Annotated in this window: 26 protein-coding genes; 5 read left to right on the top strand and 21 right to left on the bottom strand. The window is 66.5% G+C overall.

The features are described from left to right. Positions 1-39: 39 nt before the first annotated feature. Complete coding sequence (gene ispG, locus NY1_RS12765) at positions 40-1,173, bottom strand: flavodoxin-dependent (E)-4-hydroxy-3-methylbut-2-enyl-diphosphate synthase (protein ID WP_439956010.1); 1,134 nt, start codon at positions 1,171-1,173, stop codon at positions 40-42. Between the two features lie 205 nt (positions 1,174-1,378). On the opposite strand from ispG, the gene NY1_RS12760 reads away from it, so the two are divergent. Further along, positions 1,379-2,056, top strand: coding sequence for an endonuclease V (locus NY1_RS12760; protein ID WP_233434304.1), 678 nt, complete (start codon positions 1,379-1,381; stop codon positions 2,054-2,056). Positions 2,057-2,059: 3 nt separating this feature from the next. On the opposite strand, the gene NY1_RS12755 is transcribed toward NY1_RS12760, so the two are convergent. From NY1_RS12755 to dxr, 3 genes are all read right to left on the bottom strand, one after another. After that, complete coding sequence (locus NY1_RS12755) at positions 2,060-3,754, bottom strand: TerD family protein (protein ID WP_067711398.1); 1,695 nt, start codon at positions 3,752-3,754, stop codon at positions 2,060-2,062. Between the two features lie 200 nt (positions 3,755-3,954). Then, positions 3,955-5,160, bottom strand: coding sequence for a M50 family metallopeptidase (locus NY1_RS12750; RefSeq protein ID WP_067711609.1), 1,206 nt, complete (start codon positions 5,158-5,160; stop codon positions 3,955-3,957). Between the two features lie 23 nt (positions 5,161-5,183). Beyond that, entirely contained in the window at positions 5,184-6,323 is a 1,140-nt protein-coding gene (dxr, locus tag NY1_RS12745) for a 1-deoxy-D-xylulose-5-phosphate reductoisomerase (protein WP_067711396.1), read from the bottom strand. Positions 6,324-6,499: 176 nt separating this feature from the next. Between dxr and NY1_RS12740 the strand changes: the two genes are divergently transcribed. Next, the gene (locus tag NY1_RS12740) at positions 6,500-6,784 is read left to right on the top strand and encodes a DUF2631 domain-containing protein (protein WP_067711394.1); all 285 of its coding nucleotides are present in this window, start codon (positions 6,500-6,502) and stop codon (positions 6,782-6,784) included. A 78-nt stretch (positions 6,785-6,862) separates the two neighbouring features. Here NY1_RS12740 and NY1_RS12735 read toward each other — a convergent pair whose 3' ends face one another. The 8 genes from NY1_RS12735 to NY1_RS12700 all read right to left on the bottom strand — a co-directional run bounded on the left by NY1_RS12735 (position 6,863) and on the right by NY1_RS12700 (position 14,733). Continuing rightward, positions 6,863-7,534, bottom strand: a complete 672-nt coding sequence (locus tag NY1_RS12735; protein ID WP_067711393.1) for a DUF8020 domain-containing protein — start codon at positions 7,532-7,534, stop codon at positions 6,863-6,865. A gap of 266 nt (positions 7,535-7,800) precedes the next feature. Then, positions 7,801-8,538, bottom strand: a complete 738-nt coding sequence (locus NY1_RS12730) for a DUF8020 domain-containing protein (RefSeq protein WP_067711391.1) — start codon at positions 8,536-8,538, stop codon at positions 7,801-7,803. Positions 8,539-8,781: 243 nt separating this feature from the next. After that, positions 8,782-9,723 carry an SMP-30/gluconolactonase/LRE family protein gene (locus NY1_RS12725; RefSeq protein WP_157762175.1) on the bottom strand — a complete coding sequence of 314 codons (942 nt, stop codon included), beginning with the start codon at positions 9,721-9,723 and terminating at the stop codon, positions 8,782-8,784. A gap of 76 nt (positions 9,724-9,799) precedes the next feature. After that, entirely contained in the window at positions 9,800-10,963 is a 1,164-nt protein-coding gene (locus NY1_RS12720; protein WP_067711390.1) for a low temperature requirement protein A, read from the bottom strand. A gap of 79 nt (positions 10,964-11,042) precedes the next feature. Further along, complete coding sequence (locus NY1_RS12715) at positions 11,043-12,065, bottom strand: DUF3558 family protein (protein ID WP_169815341.1); 1,023 nt, start codon at positions 12,063-12,065, stop codon at positions 11,043-11,045. A 16-nt stretch (positions 12,066-12,081) separates the two neighbouring features. Beyond that, positions 12,082-12,519, bottom strand: coding sequence for a hypothetical protein (locus NY1_RS12710; RefSeq protein ID WP_233434303.1), 438 nt, complete (start codon positions 12,517-12,519; stop codon positions 12,082-12,084). Positions 12,520-12,558: 39 nt separating this feature from the next. Continuing rightward, positions 12,559-13,803, bottom strand: coding sequence for a WXG100 family type VII secretion target (locus NY1_RS12705; RefSeq protein ID WP_157762174.1), 1,245 nt, complete (start codon positions 13,801-13,803; stop codon positions 12,559-12,561). 21 nt (positions 13,804-13,824) lie between these two features. Continuing rightward, a complete protein-coding gene (locus NY1_RS12700) occupies positions 13,825-14,733 on the bottom strand; it encodes a DUF8017 domain-containing protein (RefSeq protein WP_157762173.1) in 909 nt (302 codons plus the stop codon). Between the two features lie 100 nt (positions 14,734-14,833). On the opposite strand from NY1_RS12700, the gene NY1_RS12695 reads away from it, so the two are divergent. Continuing rightward, the gene (locus NY1_RS12695) at positions 14,834-15,271 is read left to right on the top strand and encodes a DUF8021 domain-containing protein (protein ID WP_067711383.1); all 438 of its coding nucleotides are present in this window, start codon (positions 14,834-14,836) and stop codon (positions 15,269-15,271) included. A gap of 100 nt (positions 15,272-15,371) precedes the next feature. Here the strand turns inward: NY1_RS12695 and NY1_RS12690 are convergent, their stop codons facing one another. The 4 genes from NY1_RS12690 to NY1_RS42800 all read right to left on the bottom strand — a co-directional run bounded on the left by NY1_RS12690 (position 15,372) and on the right by NY1_RS42800 (position 17,902). Then, positions 15,372-15,758 carry a hypothetical protein gene (locus NY1_RS12690; RefSeq protein WP_157762172.1) on the bottom strand — a complete coding sequence of 129 codons (387 nt, stop codon included), beginning with the start codon at positions 15,756-15,758 and terminating at the stop codon, positions 15,372-15,374. A gap of 90 nt (positions 15,759-15,848) precedes the next feature. Continuing rightward, positions 15,849-16,202, bottom strand: a complete 354-nt coding sequence (locus NY1_RS12685) for a hypothetical protein (RefSeq protein WP_067711379.1) — start codon at positions 16,200-16,202, stop codon at positions 15,849-15,851. Between the two features lie 9 nt (positions 16,203-16,211). Beyond that, a complete protein-coding gene (locus NY1_RS12680; RefSeq protein ID WP_169815340.1) occupies positions 16,212-16,991 on the bottom strand; it encodes an FHA domain-containing protein in 780 nt (259 codons plus the stop codon). A gap of 83 nt (positions 16,992-17,074) precedes the next feature. After that, positions 17,075-17,902 (bottom strand): hypothetical protein, encoded by an 828-nt coding sequence (locus NY1_RS42800; RefSeq protein WP_157762171.1) that lies wholly within the window; start codon positions 17,900-17,902, stop codon positions 17,075-17,077. Between NY1_RS42800 and NY1_RS42795 the strand changes: the two genes are divergently transcribed. Further along, entirely contained in the window at positions 17,861-18,325 is a 465-nt protein-coding gene (locus NY1_RS42795) for a hypothetical protein (RefSeq protein ID WP_157762170.1), read from the top strand. The two genes, NY1_RS42800 and NY1_RS42795, sit on opposite strands and share 42 nt — an antisense overlap. A gap of 20 nt (positions 18,326-18,345) precedes the next feature. On the opposite strand, the gene rlmN is transcribed toward NY1_RS42795, so the two are convergent. Beyond that, complete coding sequence (gene rlmN / locus NY1_RS12670) at positions 18,346-19,458, bottom strand: dual-specificity RNA methyltransferase RlmN (RefSeq protein WP_067711374.1); 1,113 nt, start codon at positions 19,456-19,458, stop codon at positions 18,346-18,348. 152 nt (positions 19,459-19,610) lie between these two features. On the opposite strand from rlmN, the gene NY1_RS12665 reads away from it, so the two are divergent. After that, complete coding sequence (locus tag NY1_RS12665; protein ID WP_084534910.1) at positions 19,611-19,937, top strand: LapA family protein; 327 nt, start codon at positions 19,611-19,613, stop codon at positions 19,935-19,937. 60 nt (positions 19,938-19,997) lie between these two features. Here the strand turns inward: NY1_RS12665 and NY1_RS12660 are convergent, their stop codons facing one another. The 4 genes from NY1_RS12660 to NY1_RS12645 all read right to left on the bottom strand — a co-directional run bounded on the left by NY1_RS12660 (position 19,998) and on the right by NY1_RS12645 (position 23,314). Next, on the bottom strand, positions 19,998-20,948 hold the full coding sequence (locus tag NY1_RS12660; protein ID WP_439956009.1) for a phosphatidate cytidylyltransferase: 951 nt from the start codon (positions 20,946-20,948) through the stop codon (positions 19,998-20,000). Between the two features lie 11 nt (positions 20,949-20,959). Beyond that, a complete protein-coding gene (frr, locus tag NY1_RS12655; protein WP_067711371.1) occupies positions 20,960-21,517 on the bottom strand; it encodes a ribosome recycling factor in 558 nt (185 codons plus the stop codon). A gap of 36 nt (positions 21,518-21,553) precedes the next feature. Continuing rightward, positions 21,554-22,288, bottom strand: coding sequence for a UMP kinase (gene pyrH, locus NY1_RS12650; RefSeq protein ID WP_067711369.1), 735 nt, complete (start codon positions 22,286-22,288; stop codon positions 21,554-21,556). Positions 22,289-22,447: 159 nt separating this feature from the next. Further along, positions 22,448-23,314, bottom strand: coding sequence for a helix-turn-helix transcriptional regulator (locus tag NY1_RS12645; RefSeq protein ID WP_067711367.1), 867 nt, complete (start codon positions 23,312-23,314; stop codon positions 22,448-22,450). Between the last annotated feature and the right edge of the window lie 70 nt (positions 23,315-23,384).

The following is a 23,384-nucleotide window of genomic DNA, read 5'->3' as shown; positions in this document are numbered from 1 at the left end:
GCGCCGCACTATCGCCTCGGACCACATGCCGACCAGGATTTATCCGGCGGTGACGACCGGCGCGCCGCTGGGCGCGTCCTCGCCCATCTCCTCGGCGAGGCGCATGGCCTCCTCGATCAGCGTCTCCACGATGAGGTGCTCGGGCACGGTCTTGATGACCTCGCCCTTGACGAAGATCTGACCCTTGCCGTTGCCGGACGCCACGCCCAGATCGGCCTCGCGGGCCTCGCCGGGACCGTTCACGACGCAGCCCATGACGGCCACCCGCAGCGGCACCTCCATGCCTTCCAGACCGGCGGTGACCTCGTTGGCCAGGGTGTACACATCGACCTGCGCGCGCCCGCAGGACGGGCAGGAGACGATCTCGAGCTTGCGCGGGCGCAGGTTCAGCGACTGCAGGATCTGACCGCCGACCTTCACCTCCTCGGCCGGAGGCGCGGACAGCGAGACGCGGATGGTGTCGCCGATGCCCTGCGAGAGCAGTGCGCCGAACGCGGTCGCGGACTTGATGGTGCCCTGGAAGGCGGGACCGGCCTCGGTCACGCCCAGGTGCAGCGGGTAGTCGCACTGCGCGGCCAGCTGGCGGTACGCCTCGACCATGATCACCGGGTCGTTGTGCTTGACCGAGATCTTGATATCGCCGAAGCCGTGCTCCTCGAACAGGCTCGCCTCCCACAGCGCCGACTCCACCAGCGCCTCCGGGGTGGCCTTGCCGTACTTCTCCATCATGCGCTTGTCGAGCGAGCCCGCGTTCACGCCGATGCGGATCGGGATGCCCGCGGCGCCGGCCGCCTTGGCGACCTCTTTGACGCGGCCGTCGAATTCCTTGATATTGCCCGGATTCACCCGCACCGCAGCGCATCCCGCGTCGATGGCGGCGAAGATGTAGCGCGGCTGGAAGTGAATATCGGCGATGACCGGGATGCCGGACTTCTTGGCGATGATCGGCAACGCGTCCGCGTCCTCCTGCCGCGGGCAGGCCACGCGCACGATGTCACAGCCCGAGGCGGTGAGTTCGGCGATCTGCTGCAGGGTGGCGTTCACGTCATGGGTCTTGGTGGTCGTCATCGACTGCACCGATACCGGGAAATCACTGCCGACGCCCACATTGCCCACCATCAGCTGACGGGTCTTACGACGCGGCGCGAGCACAGCCGCCGGTGCGGACGGCATGCCCAATGTGATGGCACTGCTCACGATCGGTTGCCTTCTTTCGTCAAGTCCTCACCCATCCGGTCTCGAGCTTACCGACGCTCGTATACCGGTCGCCCTGTGACGGCGGCGACAAGGGTACCCGTGCCGGGTGTTCGGGCCGGAACCGGCCGGGGCCTACAGTTCTTATTCGTTGCAGATGGCGCGAAGGTATACGGAGCGAAATGTGAAGGTAGCGAATCCCGATCCGTGGCCGGACAGCCCCGAGGAGGCTATCGCGCTGCAGGATCGGCTGCGCTCGCGGGTGCTGGCGCGCAATCCGCGGCCGCCGCGTTTCCGCACGGTAGCGGGGCTTGACTCGGCGTATGACGAGGACGGCAATGTGGTGGCGGCCATCGTGGTGCTGGACACCGAGACCCTCGAGACCGTGGAGATCGCGACCGCGCGGGGGCGCACCGATTTCCCGTACGTGCCGGGGCTGCTGAGCTTCCGGGAACTGCCGACGACGCTGCTGGCGCTCGAAAAGCTCACCGTCACACCCGATTTGTTCATCTGCGACAGTCAGGGGCTGGCGCATCCGCGGCGGTTCGGATTCGCCTGCCATCTGGGACTGGTGACCGGGACGCCGACGTTCGGGGTCGCCAAGAACGCGTGGGGGCAGTACGAGACGCCCGAGGACGAGCGCGGGTCGTCTTCGGAGATCACCATCGACGGCGATCCGGTCGGGCGCGCACTGCGCACCCGGACCGGGGTCAAGCCGGTGTTCGTGTCGGTCGGGCACCTCATCGATCTGGAAACCGCGTGCGCGCATGTGCTTTCGCTGACGCCGGAGTTCCGGCAGCCGGAGACCACGCGGCGCGCGGATCAGCTGTGCCGCCAGCTGCTCAAGGAGCTGGCGGCTTAGCGTTCAGATGCGCGCACCCTTGGCCAGATTGCAACGGCGGCACAGGATCTGGAGATTGTCGACGCTGGTCGCACCACCGCGGCTCCACGGGATGATGTGATCGAACTCCAGGTATTCGCTGGAACCGCACTCCGTGCATTTGCCGCCGTCGCGCTGCCACACCTGCGATTTCACATCCTGCGGAATGGCCCGGGAATCGCGCTGGCCCGGTGCGAGCACCAGGCGTTTGGCCACCCGCAGCGCGCCCTCCAGCACCGCCGCGACGTATTCGGCATCGGGCACGCGATAGGTGCCGCCGCCCCGCGCGGTGGTGGCGGAGATGACCACCGTGTCGTACTCGTGGCGCACCGAGACGATCTTCGCCCAGGTCAGCTCGGTGCCCGCGCCGGTGCCGACGAACCGCAGCTTCTTGCTGCTGCCGATGAGGCGGCCGCCGGTGTGCTTGGGGCCGCTGGCCAGGTATTTGATCTGGGTCGAGTTGACGTCCACGTACAGCAGCTCGTCGGCTTCCAGATGCAGATCCGCGCGTTCGATCCGCGGCAGCTCGCCCACCTTCACCTGAGTCAGCGAGCGACCGCGCAACATGCGCTGGCGCAGCCCCTCGATGTGCTGGCTCGCCAGCGACAGATCGGTGGCGGCACGCAAAGCGGCGACGGTGCGCTCGAAATTGTCCAGCTCCTGCTGATCGATCTCACCGTCCGCGAAGGCGAACGCCACCACCCGCTCCAGATGCGATACCGCCAAGGGCTGCAAGGCTTCCCGCCCCGTCGATTCGCTGATCATGTGGAACCGCAGCATGACCCACAGTTCGTCCCAGCGCGGACCGTCCGGACCGGTACTGCCCAGCACCTGCCACGCCTGCTGCCGCCACGTCTCCAGCAACTCGGCGACCTCGTTCTCACACCAGCGGCACGCGTGCGGCGCGCCGTAGCCGCCGAATCGCGGCACGCTCTTCGGCCGGCCGCACCGCGCGCAATGAGCGGGGTCGTTGGCGGGGAACGCCTTTCGATAGTCCTCCGACCAACCGGTCCCGCTCCACCAGCGCAGGCGGTTGGGATCGGCGGGCGCGGGATACCAACCGGCAGGCTGCACCGGAGCCGGTGGCGGATCCAGATGCGGCGAGCGGCCCGGCGCGCCGCCCAGCGTGACATCGGGGGTGGGTACCGGCGCTCCCGAAGGCGGGGCGGGCGCGGACGGCTCGTCGTCCACCTCGACGCCGAATTCCTCTGCCAGGCCCCGCAATCCGCTGTCCCAGCCCTGCCCGACGGCCCGGAACTTCCACTCCGCGCCGCGCCGGTAGAACTCGCCCAGCACCATGGCCGTCACGGCTTCCGACCGCTGCACCACGTAGCGCAGCAGTTCGCGGCCGCCATCGCGCACCGAGACGGTCAGCCCGGGCAGGTCCCGGAACGAGCCCTCGTCCATCGACCCGGTGATGACGACCTTGTCCACGCCGGGCTCGATCACGTTGAGCCCCAGGCGAATCGTGGCGCGGCCGCCGCCCGCTTCCTCCAGCGCCACCGCACCGGAGGGATGCCGGGGCGCGTTGAAGAACACGAAGTCGTCGTTCGACCGGATCTTCCCCGTCCCGTTCAGCAACAGCGCCTGTGGATCGACCTCGCGGCCCGAACTCCACTCCACCACCAGCGATACCGCCGAAGCCGCTACCGGCGCGTTCGCGCCCCGCGTCAATTCCACGACGCAAACACCGTTCCTTCTCACGCCAGAGACCGTGAGAGCGCCACCGCGCCAGGAACTTTGGATCCGAAATCCCCACCCGCGCTAAGCAACGCCCCGTGCGAGGAACACTACCGAGCGCCACCGACACTCGGCGAGCCCGAGCGCTCACGCGGCACGCATTGTCGGTCGGCGCGGTTCGGTTCGCCGGATCCGGCGGGTCAGGGGAAGAGCTTGACCGGGTTGACGATATCGGCGACCAGGGTCAGCACCATGTACGCGCCGCCGAGCACCACCACCACGTAGGTGGCGGGCAACAGCTTCAGGTAGTCGACCGGCGGACCGGCCGGCAGGCCCTTGCGCCCGCGCAGGGTGTTGCGGATCTTCTCGTAGATCACCACCGCCATGTGCCCGCCATCGAGGGGCAGCAGCGGCAGCAGGTTGAACGCGCCGAGGAAGAAGTTCAGGCTGGCCAGGGTCAGGATGAAGACCGGCCAGGCGCCGTGCTCGGCGGTCTCGCCGCCGATCCGGCTGGCGCCGTACACCGACACCGGGGTCTCCGGATCGCGTTCGCCGCCGGTGATGGCGTGCCACAGGTCGGCGACCTTGGACGGCATCTGCGCGAGGGCCTGCACGGTGCGGACCGCGATATCGCCGGTGAAGGCGGCCGAGGCCGGAATGGCGGCCAGCACGTTGTACTGCACCGGGCCGTAGACGTCGTGTCCGACACCGACTTTGGAGACGGTCTTGGGCTTGCCGTCCTTCTCGGTGTAGACGGTGGCCTGCTGCGGGACGACGGTGATCGGGTCGAGCACCTTGCCGTCGCGTTCGACGGTGTAGGTGAACGGACCGGTCTGCTTCTCGGTCTGCTCGCGGAACTGCGCCCAGGTGGTGATCTTGGTGCCATTGACGGCGGTCACGATGTCGCCGCGCTTCAGCCCCGCCTTGGCCGCCGGGCCCTCACCCTCGCACGGGATCGCCTTCAGGTCCGGACCCTGGTTCGACACGCAGGTCGGGGTGCTGAGCTGGGTCTCCGGCGGCTGATCGAAACGCGGCAGGCCCCAGGCCACCGCCAGGATCATGATGAGGATGAACCCGAGCACGAAGTTCATCAGGATGCCGCCGGACATGACCAGCAGGCGCTTCCAGGTGGCCTGCCGGTACATGGCGCGATCGACTTCCTCGGGTTCGAGTTCGTCGAGCGCGGTCATGCCCGCGATATCGCAGAAACCACCCAGCGGCAGCGCCTTCAACCCGTATTCGGTCTCACCGCGCTTCCACGAGAACACCTTCGGGCCGAAGCCGATGAAGTAACGCCGCACCTTCATGCCGGTCGCCTGCGCCGTCCACATATGGCCGCATTCGTGCAGGGCCACCGAGAACGTGATGCCGAGGGCGAACAGGATGAAGCCGATCGCGTACACCATGCCGGTTACGAACCCTCCTGGAATCAGCCGCGCACGATCGTGGCGGCGGTCTCGCGCGCCCACGCATCAGCCGCGAGCACCTCGTCCAAGCTACCGGGTTCGGCGGTCCAGCGGTCGGCTGACTCCACCACCCGGGTCACGGTGCGCACGATATCCGGGAACTTGACGATCCCGTCGAGAAACGCCTGCACCGCGATCTCATTGGCGGCGTTGTAGACCGCGGTCACGCAACCACCCGCCTGACCGGCCCGGCGGGCCAGCTCGACCGCCGGGAACACCTCGTTGTCGACCGGTTCGAAGGTCCAGGTGGAGGCGGTCGAGAAATCGCAGGCGGCCGCCGCGCCCGGCACCCGGTCGGGCCAGCCGAGCGCGAGCGCGATGGGCAGTTTCATATCCGGCGGGCTGGCCTGGGCCAGGGTGGAGCCGTCGGTGAAGGTGACCATCGAATGCACGATGGACTGCGGGTGCACGGTCACGTCGATGCGGTCGTAGGGCACCCCGAACAGCAGATGCGTCTCGATCAGCTCCAGGCCCTTGTTCACCAGCGAAGCCGAATTCAGCGTGTTCATCAGGCCCATCGACCAGGTCGGATGCGCCTTGGCCTCAGCCGGATTCACCGACTCCAGCATCTGTGCCGTCCATCCCCGGAACGGCCCGCCGGACGCCGTCAGCACCAGCTTGTCGACCTCTTCGGCCCGCCCGCCGCGCAAGCACTGCGCCAGCGCCGAATGCTCCGAATCCACCGGCACGATCTGCCCCGGCTTGGCCGCCCGCGTCACCAGCGACCCGCCCGCCACCAGAGATTCCTTGTTGGCCAGCGCAAGTCGCCGCCCCGATTCCAGCGTGGCGAGCGTCGGCTCCAACCCCAGCGACCCGACCAGCGCGTTCAGCACCACATCCGCATCGGTCCGCCGCACCAGTTCGGTAGCCGCCCCCGGACCCGCAAGCCCCACACCCAATTTCGCCGCGGCCGCCTCATCCGCGATCGCCACGTTCGTGGTCCCGGTAGCCGCGATCTGCTCCGCCAGCAGTTCGGTATTCCCGCCCCGCGCGGCCAGCCCGACCACTTCGAACCGATCCGGATTCTCGGCGATCACCTCGAGCGCCTGGGTGCCAATGGAACCGGTGCTGCCCAGCAGCAGAACTCTCACAACGTCGGACACAAGCCCATTCTCTCCTGCGCGGCCGCCTACACGTGCCAGCGGGGTTTCCCGCCCGGGGTTTCAGGGGCTTGCCCCTGAGAGCTCCCGAGAGTTGGGCGTGCCCCTGCTGGCTACGACGTGGAGTCGTATGTCACGATATGACCCAGCAATCGGATTCGAGCCATAAAGGAGCGAAAGTGGCCTCGTCGGAACTGGACGCCGCACATCCCTCGGACGTCGTCACCAAGGTCGACACCGCCGAGGTTCCCTCCGCGGCTTGGGGCTGGAGCGGCGAATCCCGTCGTACCGCCCGCGCGGCCGGCTGGGTCGTCGTCGTCATCCTGCTCGCCATGCTCTTCGAGAACCAGCAGGGCAGCTCCTCGGGTTCCGGCAATGTCGGCTACATCTTCCTGATCCTGTTCGCGGCGGGCCTCGCGTTCATCCTGATCCGCGACTCCATCCTGCAGCGCAAGCCGCGCTAGTGCGGATGTAGCTCCGAGACAACAGAAATCGGGCCAGGTCACCTCCGTTGACCCGGCCCGATTTTTTGTGCCCGTGGCTTACTGGTTCTCGGGCAGGTTGATCCGGTTGAAGAACCCGATGCCGACCGCGATACCCGCGGGAATACCGGTCAGGATCAGACCGGCGGCCGCGCCCAGCGGGATACCGATGCCCGCACCGGCCAGGCAACCCAGGATCGGGCCGAACCCGGCGGCTTCCAGAATCGGCAGCGTCAGCGTCGCACCACCGATGATGCCGATCACGCAGCCCAGGCCCGCGCCGACGACCGTGCCGATCAGGGTGCCGACCGAGGTGGCCAGGCCGAACTGGGTGGCGGCGGCGGATACGGCGTCATCGAAGGCGTCCTGACGAACCACGTCGTGCAGCAGACCGGTCGGGCGCAGCGCGGCCGGATCCAGGTTCGGGGTCAGCGTCGCGGTATTGCCGTCGATGGACGCCGCGACCGGAACCGCCATGCCGTCGTTCTTGACGAAGGTCAGCGGGAACGCGGTGACGATGGTGCCGGCGTCGTCACGCACCTGCAGCTGGTCGCCCTCGGTGGTGAGCGAGCCGATATCGGTCTTGACGATGACGGAGTTGCCGGCCAGCTCGGTGTTCCAGTGGATGCCCGTGGCTTCGGCCTGCGCCGGGGCCGCGTTGACGGTGCCGGCGGTGACGCCCAGCGCCGCGATGACCAGAGCCGAGGTGGCGGCGAACTTCTTGATACGCATAACTTCTCGTCGCTTTCTTCAGCGGATGCGTCCTCTGCGGGGATCGCAGGTCCTCATCGAGCACCCGTGAATAGAGTCGTCAGCGCCTGTTGCCAAAATGTTGCCAATTCGTGGCTATCAGGATTCATCAAGCATGATTTCGTTACATTTCATGTTCTTGGAGTCTGTTTTCCTGCAGAAACAAGACCGAATACCTGTAGCCATTAGATAGCAAGAAGCCCGCTCCGTCCACCGGAAGCGGGCTTTGACCTTGCGAATGCGCGCGACTACTGGTTCTCGGGCGCGTTGATCCGCTGCGCGAAACCGATGCCGACGATGATCGCGGCCGGAATACCGGTCAGGATCAGACCGGCGGCGGCGCCCAGCGGGATGCCGATGCCCGCACCGGCCAGGCAGCCCAGGATCGGGCCGAGACCGGCGGCCTCGAGCACCGGCAGGCTCAGGGTCGCGCCGCCGATGATGCCGAGCACGCAGCCCGCGCCCGCGCCGACGATGGTGCCGACCAGGGTGCCGATGGCGGTGATGATGCCGAACTGGGTGGCCGCGGCGGACACCGCGTCGTCGAAGGCGTCCTGACGAACCACATCGTGACGGAACGCGTCCGAGGCCGGCTTGGCATCGGCCGGGTTGGTGCTCGGGGTCAGCACCGCGCGCAGACCCTGCACACCGGCCTGGATCGGGTACTCGAGATCGCCGAGCGAGTAGTTGAGCGGGAAGCCGACGAGCACCGTGCCCGCGTCGTCGCGGATCTGGAGCAGACCGTCGCCGGTGGTCATCGAACCGTGATCGGTGGTGACCACGACCGAGTCGCCCTCCTGCGCCACATTCCAGTGAATGCTCGGCAGCACCTGACCGACACCCTGATTGATGCCGTCGAGGAGCGAGGGGATGACGCCGGGGGCCGACGGAGCGGCGGGAGCCGGATCGGCGTAAGCGGTGCCGGCGGTGATACCGAGAGCCGCGATGACCAAAGCCGAGGTCGCGGCAGCCTTCTTCAACTTCATAGCCACTTCTTTGCTGTCTTGCGAGGGCACTCCGGGTTCAGAGTGGGAGGCTTCTCAAGCGCCCTAGTCAAGTGTCCAGCAAAGGCGTTACTGAATGGTAGCTAAGAATGGCTTTTCATAGCGCATCTCACTTACCGGTCGGTAAATGTCGCTCGGCACACTATCGAGGCCCGGGACGTATGACTCTTGGCAAGTTACCCGCCGGGCAACTCATGAACCTCATCGAGGCTGCTCAACACGCATTCACCCCAGCCGCACCCGGCGCAGATCCCCCACCTCGGAGGTCAGATACAGCTCACCCGGCGACCCGGGTGAGACCGCCACGGCGGTGATGGGTTCGCCCGTCAGCACCGTGCAGCTCAGGTGCGTCTCAGGATCGACCTGTACCAGCTGCCCGGTGACGGTGCCGACGTACAGCCGCCCGTCGGACCCCGCCGTCAGATCGTCGGGCAGCGCGGGCGCGGCGAACAAGGCGGGCGACAGATCCGCCGCCACGACCGGGTGCGCCGGATCATCCAGGGGAATCCGCACGATCCGCCCGGTCGGGCTGTGCAGCAGCGCCACGTACATCGAATCGCCGTGCACGGCCACGCCGCCCACACCCACATTGTCGAGCCCCAGTGCGCCCCGGGCCGCCGCCGTCCACGCGCTGTCGATACTGCCGCCCGGGCGGATGCGCAGTGGGCCCGCGTACGTCACCCCCACGTACAGATTCCTCTGCGCGTCGAAGTCCGCGCCATTGGCCATGCCGAGCCCCGACACGATGGTCTCCGGAATCGGTTGCGCGGCAGCCGGATCGAACCGAACCACGCCACCTTTGCCGACCAGGCCGCTGGTCGGGAAATTCCCGGTGGTCACGTAGAGCAGACCGTCCGGTCCCAGGCGCACCGCGCCGGGCAGTTCGACCGCCACCGACCTGGTCACCACGCCGGCGGCGTCGTAGCGCTCCACTACGCCTCGTGCCGTACGGGACACCCAGAGCGCACCGCCGGCATCGAATCCGGCGTTCTCGGTCCAGTCCAGCACCGGCACCCCCGCGGTCACGGTGCTCACCGCGGCCGCGGGACAGGCCGGAGTCTCGCCCTGTGCCACCGCGCCACCCGGTGCCAGCACTCCCGCCGCGGCCAGCGCGATCACGAATCCCGTTCGGCCCCAACCCGGAACAGACAGCAGACTCTTCGGCACGATCCCCCCATGTACAGCCTTGTCGAGCATTGGCCCAGACAGTACTGCATCCGGGTGCCGGCGGCCTCGCGGAGGGTCAGGCGCGACTCGGAACCTTGACCAGCAGGAGCGGACGGCCGGTCGAAACCGACCAGTGCTCATAGCCGTTCAGGGCGATGAGCAGCGTTGTCACGATGACCAGGGTGGCGATCGCGGGAATGTGCAGGGCGATCGCGGTGAGTGCGGCGAGGATCAGGGCGACGGTGAAACGGCCGACCGTGGGTGCGCCGAACATGCGCCAGCGGGTGTAGCAGAACGCGGACACGAACAGGGCCGCGCCCATCGGAAGCAGGTAGCCGTTGACGCCGTGCGGCACCTCGGCCGGATGTTCGACCAGGCTGCGGGCACCGACCGCGACCAGCACCAGGCCGACCACCAGCAGGATGTGGCCGTAGCTCAGCACATCTCGCACGACCGCGCCGCGCACCTGGTTGGTGCGCAGCGAATGTTCGATGGCCGAGAACCCGAAAGCGAAGTACAGCCACCACAACCCGCATCCGAGCACGAAGATCAGCCCGATGGCGACCCACGACAGCACCCCGAGATGCGCCGCCGCGGCCTCGGAACCGACCGACGCCACCATCTCGCCCAGCGCGATGATGATGAACAGGCCGAACCGTTCCGGCAGATGCGAAGCCCCGAACTGCACGCTCCGCATCCGCGGCGCCAGCACCGCCGGACCGCCGAAAGCCAAGAGCACCGCGACAATCCAGAGCCAGTTGCGCACCGCGCCCTCCGGCGCCACCGCGGCCACCACCAGCAGCACCGCGGCCACCAGCGTCACCGTGAACGGGTTCACCCAATTGGCGAACGTCCCCGCCTCCGAGAACGCCCGCTTGCGCCGCATCTCCTCCCACAGCAGCACCCGCAACACCAGATGCGCCACCGCGAAGATCAGCGGCTGCCCGTGCCCGGTGAATGCGTGCGCGGCGGTGATCGCCATGACGAACATGCACAACCCGCAAGCGAACAGAAAAATCCGCTGCCGATTCGAATCCTCCACCCCGTGCACCGCCAGCGTGGTCCCCACCCACGACCACCACATGACCGCGAGCAACAGCACGGTCTGCCCGACCGCCCCCCACCCCTCATGCGAAATAGGCAGATGCGCCGCCTGCGTCACCGCGAAAACCAGCACCAGATCGAAGAACAGCTCGGCCCAACTGGCCCGCTCATGCGCCTCGTGAAGAGGTTCCGTCACACCCGTAAATCCCTGCCTAGCCCACCAACTGCGGCGCTAACTGTAACCGCAGCGCGAGGCCCGCACCGACCGGGCGCGTTCAGCGCCAGGGGATTCGATCGGCGAGCACGGTTTCGATAACCGGCAAGGCGCGCCCGCAAACCCCGCCGTCGATCTTCTCCTCCCCCACCGGATCGATGGTGATGGACACCAGCCGCCGCGGATCGGGATAGATGGTCATGACCAGGCAGTCGGTGGCATCGTACCCGGTGAGGTCGACCGCCCGCCCGACCTTCGCACTCACCTGCCGACTGCGCTCATCAGCCGCGGTGATGACGTAATCGTCTTTGACCAGCCCATTGAAATCGATTTGCAGACTGGGCATTTCCCCGCCCCAAGCACAACTCACCGACCGAGCCGGGATGCTGACGGAACGTGTGGGCGTAAGCCCGGACCGGCCGGTCAACCGCTCCACTTCGGCGTCGGTGACCAACGTGCAGGGATCGAGATCGCCGAACAGGTTCAGTACCTCGGCGTCAGAGGTGACCACCGGCGTCGATGTGGTGGACGGAGCCGCCGAATCGACCGCCGGCAGGTACTCGACGAGTTCCGCGGCGACTTTCCGGGTTTCGGCGCAGATGTCGTTGCCGACCGGCTGGTCCGGTCGGCTGTTCGCTTGCACCAGGACCATTCCGGTCGATGCCGCCACCCCGATAGCACACATGGTGCGCCGATCCGGATCGAGTACCGACGCGAACACGGTGGCATCGCGGCCAGCGATATTCACTTGCTCTCCACGCACGAAGGACCGAGTGAACGTCGAATCCCGCTGGAAGTCCGCGAGTTTCCACGTGCCCGCATACGCGGCGACGGTAAACCCTCCGGACACGGCATTCCAGGTGCACCCATGCCAGCCGTTGAATTCGACGCCGACCGTACCCGGGCGCTTTCCGGCGGCGTCGAGTCCAGCGGCGGCCAGCGCCGAATCCGGCATGGCGCAAGGATTCTCGAATACGGCCGCACGATCCCGCCCCGCCGAATCCGTGCCCCCGCACGCGGTGACCGTCATCGCGAGCAGGCCGATCACCATCGATCCCGCTGCATACGACCGGATCCGGGTCATCACCACTCCTGCTCTGTCACAGGGACCGCCGCCACGAATTGCCCTTGGGGTAGTACTCGAAATCATCCGGCCAGTCGCTGGGGCCGACCGACTTCTCGCCCTTCGGAATCCGCGGCGCATCGGGCGGGGGCAGGGCGTCCCAAATCCAGCGGAAGGACGGTGCGCTCTTCAAATACGCGACTTCGGGCGGCACCGGGCGCGCGAGTCGTTCGATATCGCACCATTCGCACTCCCCACGCTCCACGCGCGCCGCGTACTGCCGCAACCCGGCGGAGGCGAATTCGGCGGCTGCCAGCTGGCACATGAGACCGTCCGTGACCGGAGTCCGCTCATTCACGAGCTCGGCCGGCTCGGTACGTTCGACCCGCATTCCGATGGTTTCCAGTTCGTACGCGGCATCCATCACCTGCCGGGCCGCCCGCTCGACACCGGGATCCAGATTCGGATCAAACACGAAGGCACCCCTCTCGATTCATCGAAAACCCCGACCGGATCAGACCGCGTCAGCCCACGGATCCGTACCCGATCCGGCCTCGTATCTGCCGCCCGGCCGGCCCAACGCCGCCTTCGCGTCCTGGAGTACGGTGGCGAGATCAGCCGCCTGCGCCACCTTCTCCGACGTGCGCTCGGCTTTGCCGGTGTACGGCTCGAGCTTCTGTTCGACCTTTTCCCGGCCCGTGTTCACCGGGTTCTCCAGGAACTCGAAGAAGGTTTTGATCGCATCGCGCAGCTTCTCGGTCCCGGACACGATGTCCTGCACCAGTTTCAATGTGGACAGCAGTTTGGTGCCCATTTCGAACGCTTCGATACCCCAGCCGATACCGGGGATCTTCTTCAGAACCGTCTTGGCGATGCCCTTGATGGAACGGAGGTCGATGAACGACGCGAGCATGTCCTTCAGCGATTCGCAGACCCGCCGCACATTGTCGCGAATGACATCCGCCGCCTTGTTGAGCAGGTCGGAGATGGTGCGCCCGACCGGCCCCTCCCACTTCATGGCGGGTAGTTGCCGGGCCGCCCAGTCTTCGAAGCCGCGCGCCGCCTTGCCATCCCAGTGCGGGCCGACGCGTACGACACCGGCGTCGAGATTCTTACCGCTCGCTTCCATCATGTTCCCGGCCAGCTTGAACGACTCGCCGATCCGCCGTAATTCGTTCCAGTTCACCGTGATCGGCGACAGAATCGTCTCGAGTACGTTGATCTCGTGACCGGCCAGCCGCGTGCAGTTCTTGATGGTGTCGTTCACATCGCCGATCACGCCGGTGGTGTCGGCGATCAGGTCGGCTAGTTCGGCGGGCGCGGCGGACGGCGGATCGAGCTTGATCTCGTTCGGCTTCGAATAGGCGACCGGCGTCGGATACGGCTTCACGAATCCCGGCATCTCCCGATCGGAAACGACGGGCACCGGCTGACCGTCGAGCCCGACTGTCACGGCGTTCAAAGCCGAGTAGTTGTCGAAATCCTGGGCGGAATACGTCCAGGCCGCACGCCTGAGTTCGCCGCTGGTGCTCAGCAGGTCGCTGCCGATCCCGCCCATGCGTACCCGGAAGGTCTCGACCGCGTTGTTGATCGGCGCGACGACCGGCTGGAGAATCGCACCGCCGAATCCGGCGGCAGCGACTTTGCAATGCTCGGCCACGAAAATGCCGCAATTGCAGGCGTCCCAGCCGATCCCGGCGACCGCCTCACCCAAACCCGCGACTTCGTCCGGCACTACCGAGAAGTACTCGTTAGCCAACGTCCCACCCCATTCGTGTTCTCATTCGGTGCGATGCAGCGACGCGATAACGGCGTCCACGTCGCCCTCCGTCAAGGCGCGCTCGACACCTTCGTGGTGTTCGATCACGAAAATCAGCACTTCGGCCGAGCTGTATGCCGCGGTCGCCACCACATCGAAGTGCGCCCGTTCGGGACCGCAGGCAGAGGTGCGAGGAATGTCGCTCACCGTGGCCGTATAGCGGATCGCGGGCCTGCCGTCGATTTCCAGCGAGCGCGGTGCCGAGATATTCACCTCCGGCCGCTTCCCGCCCGCGGCGAAGACCCGCTCGGCCTTCGAAACCTCCTCGCGCGCAGCGGTTTCGATATCGACCCCATTGCGTCCCTGCACACCCGCGAAACCGATCCACGACTGCTCGGACTCCGGGCACGACCCGTACCCGTAATCGCTGACCGAACCGTAGGTCGCGATCCGCTCGTCCTGATCCGACCACCCGAGGATTCGCTTGTTCGACGGACGCCAGCCGTGACCGTTCGGCACCGAATACGACAGGCCGAATCTGGTGGGCACCGACTGCGCGAGCCCCGGTGCGGCGTCGACCATCGGCGGCGGCGCCGACAGGGAAGGAAAACCCGGGGGCAGCGTCGCGACCGGAGTGGTCGATCGAACCGGCGGCAACTGCGCCGACGACGCGTTCCAATCCGCGTCCCCGGCATCCTTCGAAAACGGGTTCCCCACCCACACGACAAGGTTCAGGCCGACGACCAAGGCGGCGACCGCCAGCACGATCTTGCCCAGCCCGGAGCGCACGAATGCGGCGAGAAAAAGCTTCACACCCCACCGCACGTCTCGAGTTGTGAAGGCATGAACGACTCCCCTGACCTGTCCTGAGCTCGCGCAACAGCGTACAGCAACCCTCAAGCAACCAAGAATGACGGTCGAGCCCGCCACCGACGCCCCGCGCCCGGTAGCAAACGAGCCCCTACACCCGCGACCGCCTGAAGATCAGATTCGCATGCGCGACTGTCCAGTTCGCGAGAACATGCACCCCATGAGAATCGAACAAGCCGTAATCGTCGCGGCAGCATCCGCAGCGGCGATCGGCCTCGGCTCGGCACCCGCCTCCGCGGCGCCGACCCCGGCGGACACCCCGCGCACGGCCATCGCCCGCGCCTACATCGACGCCCTCGTCACCCACGACGCCTCCGCCGTCCCCTTCGCCCCCGGCGCCACCCGCGTCGAAGCCGGCCTCAAAACCGGCTACTCGGGCCCCCAACTCGCCTACGACCTCGAACACGGCATCCAATACCGCGTCATCCAAACCATCCGCGACCTGCAAATGTCCGAATCCGGCGACCTGGTCAGCACCCGCTACCTACTCGATTCCGGCATCGCGGGCGTCAAACTGATGACGGTCGAGATCACCGAAACCTTCGTCGTCCGTGACGGTTTGATCCAGACCATCGAAGCGACCATCGTTCCGGTCTGAACCCTTCGCATCCTGCCCAGAAGCCGATGCGATCCGCGTCGGCTTCCTCGGATTCGCGCGGTCGGCCAGATCCGCGGCCGTCGAACGCCTCAACTCGAGTTCAGGGCCGGGAGTTCTGAGAGAGTTCCAGCTCGACCGGGGTGACGATTCCGATCCCGTGCCGGCCCGGCGTCGCCCATTTCGCAATGTCGACTTGAAACCTCGGGCCGTACTCTGCGTCGTCGAAGTCGTAGTTGACGACCTTGGCAGACGCGACAGCCAGATCGACACCGGTTATTCGGACGGCGAGATTGAGGTCGTCCTCGCTCACGATCGTCATCTGAATCGGAGCCGACGACGTGATCGACACGTGATGGCTGGGTATCGTGCCCGTGCTGCCATCGGCGAAGCTGATGATCAGATCCGCGTCCTTACCGTTTCCGGAGTAGAGGATCTCGCGAACTTGCCTGTTGCGCAACGGAAGTTCTTCCCACGGGGCTCCGGTCACGTCGCGAAAGCGTGCCACATCTTGCAAGCAAACACGCGGAAAACGTAGATCCCAGCAGGAACACACCACGGCCCGCACCTGGCTCCGCCGTCAGAGGCCCAGGGCGAGGAGGATCGGGGCGCCGAGGGTGCCGAGCCAGTGGGCGAGGGCTACCAGTGGACCTTGGACGGCGGCTGTTGCGCCAGCGACCGTGGTGACGGTCTGCGCGATTCTGGTCAGGCGGGCGGCGATGGATTCGCGATTGGGCTGCGGGTTGGCCAATTCTCTGCGGATGGCTTCAGCGTCCGCGGCCGGGTGGGCTAAGCCGAGGCGGCGGAGGGTTTCCGCGAGTTCGGTTGCGGAGTCCTGGATTTGGGTGAAGGTCCCGTGCTGGCCGCCGTAGATGGTTTGGTCGCGGCCGACGTTGTTGATGTTGCCTTGCTGGGAGCCGATGTTGAAGGTCACTGGGGTTCCTTAGTAGCGGGGTGTGTTCCAGGCGTGGCGGGGGTCGGTGTCAACTTTGCGGGCGCGGGCGGCGGCGACTATCCACATGATCAGGCCGACGAAGAAGAGGATGTTGCCGATCAGGGCTACGCCGAAGCAGAGGATGCCGGCGGGGACGCCGAGGCTGGTGTCGGGGCCGAAGATGGGGAAAGACGTTGATTCGGTGGCGTTTTGGAAGTCGGTGCCGGCTTGGCCGATGGCCTTCAGGAGGAAAAAGGCGTAGCCGCCGATGCCGCCGATCGTGAGGAACAGGCCGATCCAGAAAACAAACCGGGCTTTGGTGCGAGAGGCCGCCGCTTCACGCAGAAAGCTTTCGCGTTGCTGGATATAGCTGTTGTATTGGTCGCGCCCGACATTGTTGATCTGATGGCCGGACTGCTGGCCGATGTCATAGCGCACCCGATTGGTCGATCGCCGGCGCAGCGCGTCCTGATCCAGGCGGATGGTCGACGGACCCGACGATTGCTCGAAGCGCGCTTCGATGCTGCCGAACGAAACGACATCCCCGTCGTGAAGTTCGCTGGGCCCCCGAATGATTCGGCCGCCGATCCAGGTCCCGTTCGAGGAGCCGAGATCCTCCACCGTGAACCGGCCGCCTTGACCGCAGACGACAGCATGCGCCGAACTGACGTGCTGATCGTCGATACGGAGATCGGCCCGCGCACCGCGACCTATGACCTGCCGCCCCGAATTCAGTCGCAGTACCTTGCCCGCCAATTCCGGCGGGTGGAGGATAACCAGCTGCTCCACATCCGAATTGTGGCAGTCACGGCCGCACACCAGATGAGTAGTCGACTACCTGATTCGTTCTTGTGGCCGAGTGGAGACGCGGATCAATCGTGCCAGTTGAAAAGCAGTTGTCCGATCGGTTGCGGTCCGGGACCACCGAAGTCGGAAACCGCCAGGCCGGTGAATACGGTACAGGCCAGCTCTTCGTCGATATGGCGGAATTCCGGCAGCGCGGCCTGTACCTCGCCGACATCGCCGACCGCCCGGACGAACGGCCCGAGGGTGCTGACTGTGACATGCCCGGCCGAGGTCTCGATGACGTAGTAGGTTCCGGCGCCTTGCCGCCACTCTTCGGCCGCCGAAATCGGTTGTCCTGGGCGCAATCCGGCGGCAGCCAGCGCGGCGACAGCACGGTTCACCAGGTCGCGTTCGTCCGGTGCCGCGACGGGTGCGAGCAAAGCTGCTTCGATCAACCAACGGGGGTCGGTGCGCGAGCCGGCCGGTACATAGTGACGCAGGATGGCGGCGCGCACATCGGCCGGAACCCGCGGCAGTTCGATGCGGGGAGAACCCAGTTCCTCCCAGACCGCGCGGACCAGCTCTATGCGTCCACGCGCGGCCGCCACCGCCAATGCCCAGAACCGGCCGGGGCCTGGTTGCGCGGCCAGCGCGATAACTTCCGGCAGTCGATCGAAATCTCGATGTGGCCCGTGCTCGACCGCGAGGTCGTAGGCATCGCGCGCCACGATCACGGAAGGATCCGCCAATGCCGGCGTGATATCGATTCCGGTCTGCTCGCACAGCCGCACGCCTAGCCTGCGTGCGGCGCTGGTGTCGCCCGCGAGCATGAGCGTTCGAGGCGAGTCGATATCGAGGACCGCAGACAGTCCATGGCGGACGATCAGTGCGGTGATCGCCTTTTCCTCGTCCATGCCGAGATACGAATCGCCGACCGCGGCGAGGAGCGGGCGAGCGGCATCGACATCACCCAATACGGCCCGGGCAGTGAGGAATTCGGTCTGTGCGCGAACCGAATTCTCGAACCCCGAAGGCTCTCGCAACCAGCCCAGCAAGGCTCGAACGTGCGGTCCCTGGAACGAGCAGAGCAAACGCATCACCTGGAGACGGACCATTTCCTCGTCAGCTACGTTTCGGACCACACCCAGCAGCATGTCCGCCCGATCGAACGGGGTCCGAGCATGAAGAGCGCGAGCGCACGAGAAACGATGGTGCCAGGGATTGTTCGTGTCGACGACGTAGTCAACTATTTCGTCCACCGGCACGAACGTGAGCCGCCGTGCCTGCTCATCGTCCGGTACCCAAGTCGCCGGCCAGTTCTCGGTGGACCCGAATAGCTCGGGGCCCAGCGCGGAACTCACCCCTCGGCGGCCAACTGACCGCAGGCGGCGGCGATTTCCTGGCCGCGGGTGTCGCGGACCGTGCAGGGCACGCCCTGGGCCTCGACGCGGCGGACGAATTCGCGTTCCACGGGTTTCGGGGAGGCATCCCACTTGCTGCCCGGGGTCGGGTTCAGCGGGATGAGATTCACGTGGACGCGGGAACCGAGGGCCTTGTGGAGTTTCTTGCCGAGCATGTCGGCACGCCAGGGCTGGTCGTTGATGTCGCGGATCAGCGCGTATTCGATGGAGACGCGGCGGCCGGATTTGTCGGCGTAATAGCGGGCGGCGTCGAGGACTTCGGCGACCGGCCAGCGATTGTTGACCGGTACCAAGGTGTCTCGGAGTTCGTCGTCGGGGGTGTGGAGGGAGACGGCGAGGGTTACCGAGAGGTCTTCGTCGGCGAGTTTGCGGATGGCGGGGGCCAGGCCGACCGTCGACACCACCACGTTGCGCTGGGAGATGCCCAGGCCGTCGGGAGCCGGGGAGGTGATGCGGCGGACGGCGTTCACCACGCGCTTGTAGTTGGCGAGGGGCTCGCCCATGCCCATGAAGACAATGTTGGACAGGCGCCCGGGGCCGCCGGAGACTTCGCCGTCGCGCAGGGACGCGGCTGCCGCGCGCACCTGGTCGACGATTTCGGCGGTGGACAGGTTGCGGTTGAGGCCCGCTTGGCCGGTGGCGCAGAAGGGGCAGGCCATGCCGCAACCGGCCTGGCTGGAGATGCAGAGGGTGTTGCGGTCGGTGTAGCGCATGAGAACGCTTTCCAGCAACGTGCCGTCGCCCGCGCGCCACAGGGTCTTGCGGGTGGTGCCGTCGTCACAGACCACGTGCCGGACTTCGGTGAGCAGCTTCGGGAACAAAGCGTCGGCGACCTTCGAGCGCATGGCTTCGGGCAGGTCGGTCATCTGCTCGGGGTCCGCGACCAGGCGGCCGTAGTACTGCCGGGCGATCTGGTCGGCGCGGAACTTGGGCAGGCCCAGTTCCTCGACCACCTTGCGTCGTTCGGCCGAATCGAGGTCGGCTAGATGCCGGGGCGGGAGACCACGGCGCGGGGCATCGAATACGAGGGGCAAGGGGGTGGCAGTCATAACCCTTCCAGTGTTCCATCTGGAATCCGATTCCGGGGCGGCGGGGTGCGAGCCGCTCGTCACATTCGCGGCAAACACCCAGCTGAGGCGACATACCGGAGATAAGGGGCGATATGCGTGCACCGGTCATAGCGATCGGCAATGATCGACGCATGACCACCGCCGATATTCCCGCCTCGGGGGCCGACCCGACGCCGAGCCAGGGATCTTCCAAGCAAAAGGGACAGGGTGTGCTGAAGACCCGGGCGGGTTACGCCTGGGTCGGGCTGGTGTTCGCCGCGGTTCTGGGCATCCTGGTGCTGGTTTTCATCCTGCAGAACCTGGAGCAGTCCAAGGTCGAGTTCTTCGTCTGGACCTGGAATCTGCCGATCGGCATCCTGGTGCTGCTGGCCGTCATCGTCGGCGCGCTCGGCACCGCGCTGGTCGGCGGCTACCGCATTCTGCAGCTGCGCCGCGCGGCGAAGAAAGCCACCAAGTAACAGCGGATCGACAAAGGGGTCCGGCGGATTCAACCCGCCGGACCCTTTCGGAAGTTCACTTCAGAGCAGCGCGGTCAGCACCAGCCACGACACGAACGCCGACGGCAGCATCGAATCCAGGCGATCCATGATCCCGCCGTGCCCGGGCAGCAACGTGCCCATGTCCTTGATCCCCAGCTCCCGCTTGACCTGCGATTCGATCAGGTCGCCGCTGGTCGCCACCAGCACCAGGCCCACGCCCAGCAGCACGCCGATCATCGAATTGGCCTGCAGCAGCAGGGTTACCGTCAGCAGGCCGCCGATCACGCTGAACACCAGCGACCCGGCGAAACCCTCCCAGGACTTCTTGGGGCTGATGTGCGGCACCATCGGATGCTTGCCGAACAGCACGCCCGCCACGTACCCGCCGACGTCCGAGCACACCACCAGGATCATGAAGGTCAGCACCCGCAGGTTGCCGTCCTCCTGATCGAGCAGCAGCACCGCGAAGGACGCCAGCAAGGGCACCCACGCCAGCACGAAAATACTGATCGCGGTGTCGCGCAGGTAGTTTCGCGGGGTCGCGGTCAGCCCGTGGTCGAACAGCCGCCACACCATCACCGTCAATGCGGTGGCGCCGAACGCGCCCACCGCCCCCTGCGGCCCGGCCGGCCAGGCCAGCCAGATGATGGCCTGCCCGCCCACCAGCAGCGGCACCCGCGGCACCAGCACATCGGCTTCGCGCAGCCGTTTGGCGACCTCCCAGGTCGCCACCGCCATCGCCACCGCGATCACGCCGACGAGCACCTTGGACGCCCACAGCAGGATCGCGATGAGGGACAACCCCAGCCCGAATCCGACCGCCAGCGCCGCCGGCAGATTACGTCCGGCCTTGGACTTGGGCGCGGGCGCCGGGGTCGCCCCCGCACCCCCCTCGTCCGGCGGGGTCGCCGCGTCGGTGGCGGCAGTCTCTTCGGCCACGATTGTCCCGTCGCTCACTTGTCGTCCGTTCGTCCCTACCCCCGGCCGGATGATCCGGCCGTCTAGACCTCGAGCAGTTCGGCTTCCTTGTGCTTCACCAGTTCGTCGATGCTCGCGACATACTTCTGCGTGGTCTTGTCGAGATCCTTCTCGGCGCGGCCGACCTCGTCCTCGCCGGCTTCGCCGTCCTTCTGGATGCGGCCGAGCTCGTCCATGGTCTTGCGGCGCACATTGCGGATCGCGATCTTGGCGTCCTCGCCCTTGGACTTGGCCTGCTTGACCATTTCCCGGCGGCGTTCCTCGGTCAGCTGCGGCACCAGCACGCGAATGATGTGGCCGTCGTTGGTCGGGTTGACGCCCAGATCCGAATTGCGGATGGCGGTCTCGATATCACGCAGCTGCCCGGCCTCGTACGGCTTGATGACGAGCATGCGCGGCTCGGGCGAGGAGATGGACGACATCTGGGTGATCGGGGTCGGCGTCCCGTAGTAGTCGACGACGACGCGGGCGAACATGCCCGGATTCGCCCGGCCGGTCCGAATGGAACCCAGATCGTCCTTCGCCACCGAGACGGCCTTTTCCATCTTTTCCTCGGCATCGAAGAGCGCTTCTTCAATCACGGCGATTCCTCCACAGCGTCATCGTGTCTTTGGCGGTCACGAACGGACCAGCGTGCCGATTTTCTCACCGGCGACCGCACGGGCGATATTTCCCTTGGTCAGAAGATTGAACACCAGCATCGGCATCTGGTTGTCCATGCACAGGCTGAACGCGGTGGCGTCGGCCACCTTCAGGCCCCGTTCCAGGACTTCCTTGTGCGTGACCTCGGTGAACATGGTGGCATCCGGGTCCTCGCGGGGGTCCGCGGTGAAGACGCCGTCGACGGCCTTGGCCATCAAGACGACTTCCGCGCCGATCTCCAGCGCGCGCTGGGCGGCGGTGGTGTCGGTCGAGAAGTACGGCATGCCCATCCCGGCGCCGAAGATGACCACGCGGCCCTTCTCCAGGTGCCGCTTGGCGCGCAACGGCAGGTACGGTTCGGCGACCTGGCCCATGGTGATGGCGGTCTGCACTCGGGTGTCGATGCCCTGCTTCTGCAGGAAGTCCTGCAGCGCAAGGGAATTCATGACCGTACCGAGCATGCCCATGTAGTCCGAGCGGGCGCGTTCCATGCCGCGCTCCTCGAGTTCGGCGCCGCGGAAGAAATTGCCGCCGCCGATCACGACCGCGACCTGCACGCCGTCCTCGACTACTTCCGCGATCTGTTCGGCGACCGTCTGAACCACATCGGGATCGAGGCCGACCCCGCCACCGCCGAACATCTCGCCACCCAGTTTGAGGAGCACTCGGCGATAGCCCTTGCGGTCGGGCGCCGTATCCGGGTCCGTCATCGGTCTCCTTATCCTCGGCAGACGCGCGTGGTGCACGCACATGAAAAGACCATCCCGGCGCAAGCGAATCGCACGGGACGGCAACAAGCTTTGTCTATCCTGCCTCACGAGTGGTCGCGTTGGTGAGGCGACCCTCGTTCCCGGCGGGAATTCGCGGGTTCATTGTCCGGTTTCGGAGCCGTCGAGGAGGGCGGCGATGCGCCGCTTGGCCTCGGGCGTGGCGGGGATCTGGGTCACCAGCAGCAGGTTCGGGTCTTCCACCGGGCGTAATTGAAATACCTCCAGTTCGATTGTCCCGGCGACGGGATGCTCGATTCGGATACCGGCCGGACGGAATCCTCGGACGCGATAGTCCGACCACCACTCCCGGAACTCGGGGCTGGCCTCGCTCAGACCGGCGACCAGCGCGGCCAGGCGCGGATCCTCCGGGCGGCGGCCGAGCGCCTCGCGCAACTGGGCGATGACGGCGCGGGCGGCGTTCTCCCAATGCGGCATCATGGCGCGATTCACGGTGTCGGTGAACATCATCCAGAGCAGATTGCGGCGCTCGGCGGGCATCTGCATCGGGTCGCGGCGGGCCAGCGCGTAGGCGCGATTCCAGACCAGGAAATCGAAGGCCGGATCGTAGACGGCGCTGATGCTGGGCAGCATCGAATCCACCAGCCATTGCAGGCGGGCGCGATCGGCGGCCGAATACTCCTCGTACGGGGCGGCCAGCCCGGCCAGCAGGCGCAGATGGCGATGCTGATCCGGGTCCAGGCGCAGGGTGCGGGCCAGGGCATCGATGACCTGGCGGCTGGCATCCACCTCGCGGCCCTGCTCCAGCCAGGTGTACCAGGTCAGGCCGACACCGGAGAGTTCGGCGACCTCCTCGCGGCGCAGGCCGGGCGTGCGCCGGCGGGCCGGATCGCCGTATGGATTGATGCCGACGTCGGCGGGTTGCAGGCGCTCACGCTGGGCGCGTAGGAACCGGCCGAGCTCGCCGTGCCGCTCGCCGGCGGCGGGATTGCCGTTGCCGCTTATCATTTCGACTTTCCCCTGTACAGATCGCTTGGGTAGCAGTATCGCCACCAGGACAGGTTCGCGCGCGGGTTCC

The organism is Nocardia yamanashiensis NBRC 100130 (genome assembly GCF_001613325.1).
Classification (GTDB): domain Bacteria; phylum Actinomycetota; class Actinomycetes; order Mycobacteriales; family Mycobacteriaceae; genus Nocardia; species Nocardia yamanashiensis.
This window is presented reverse-complemented; position numbering and strand designations above follow the sequence as displayed.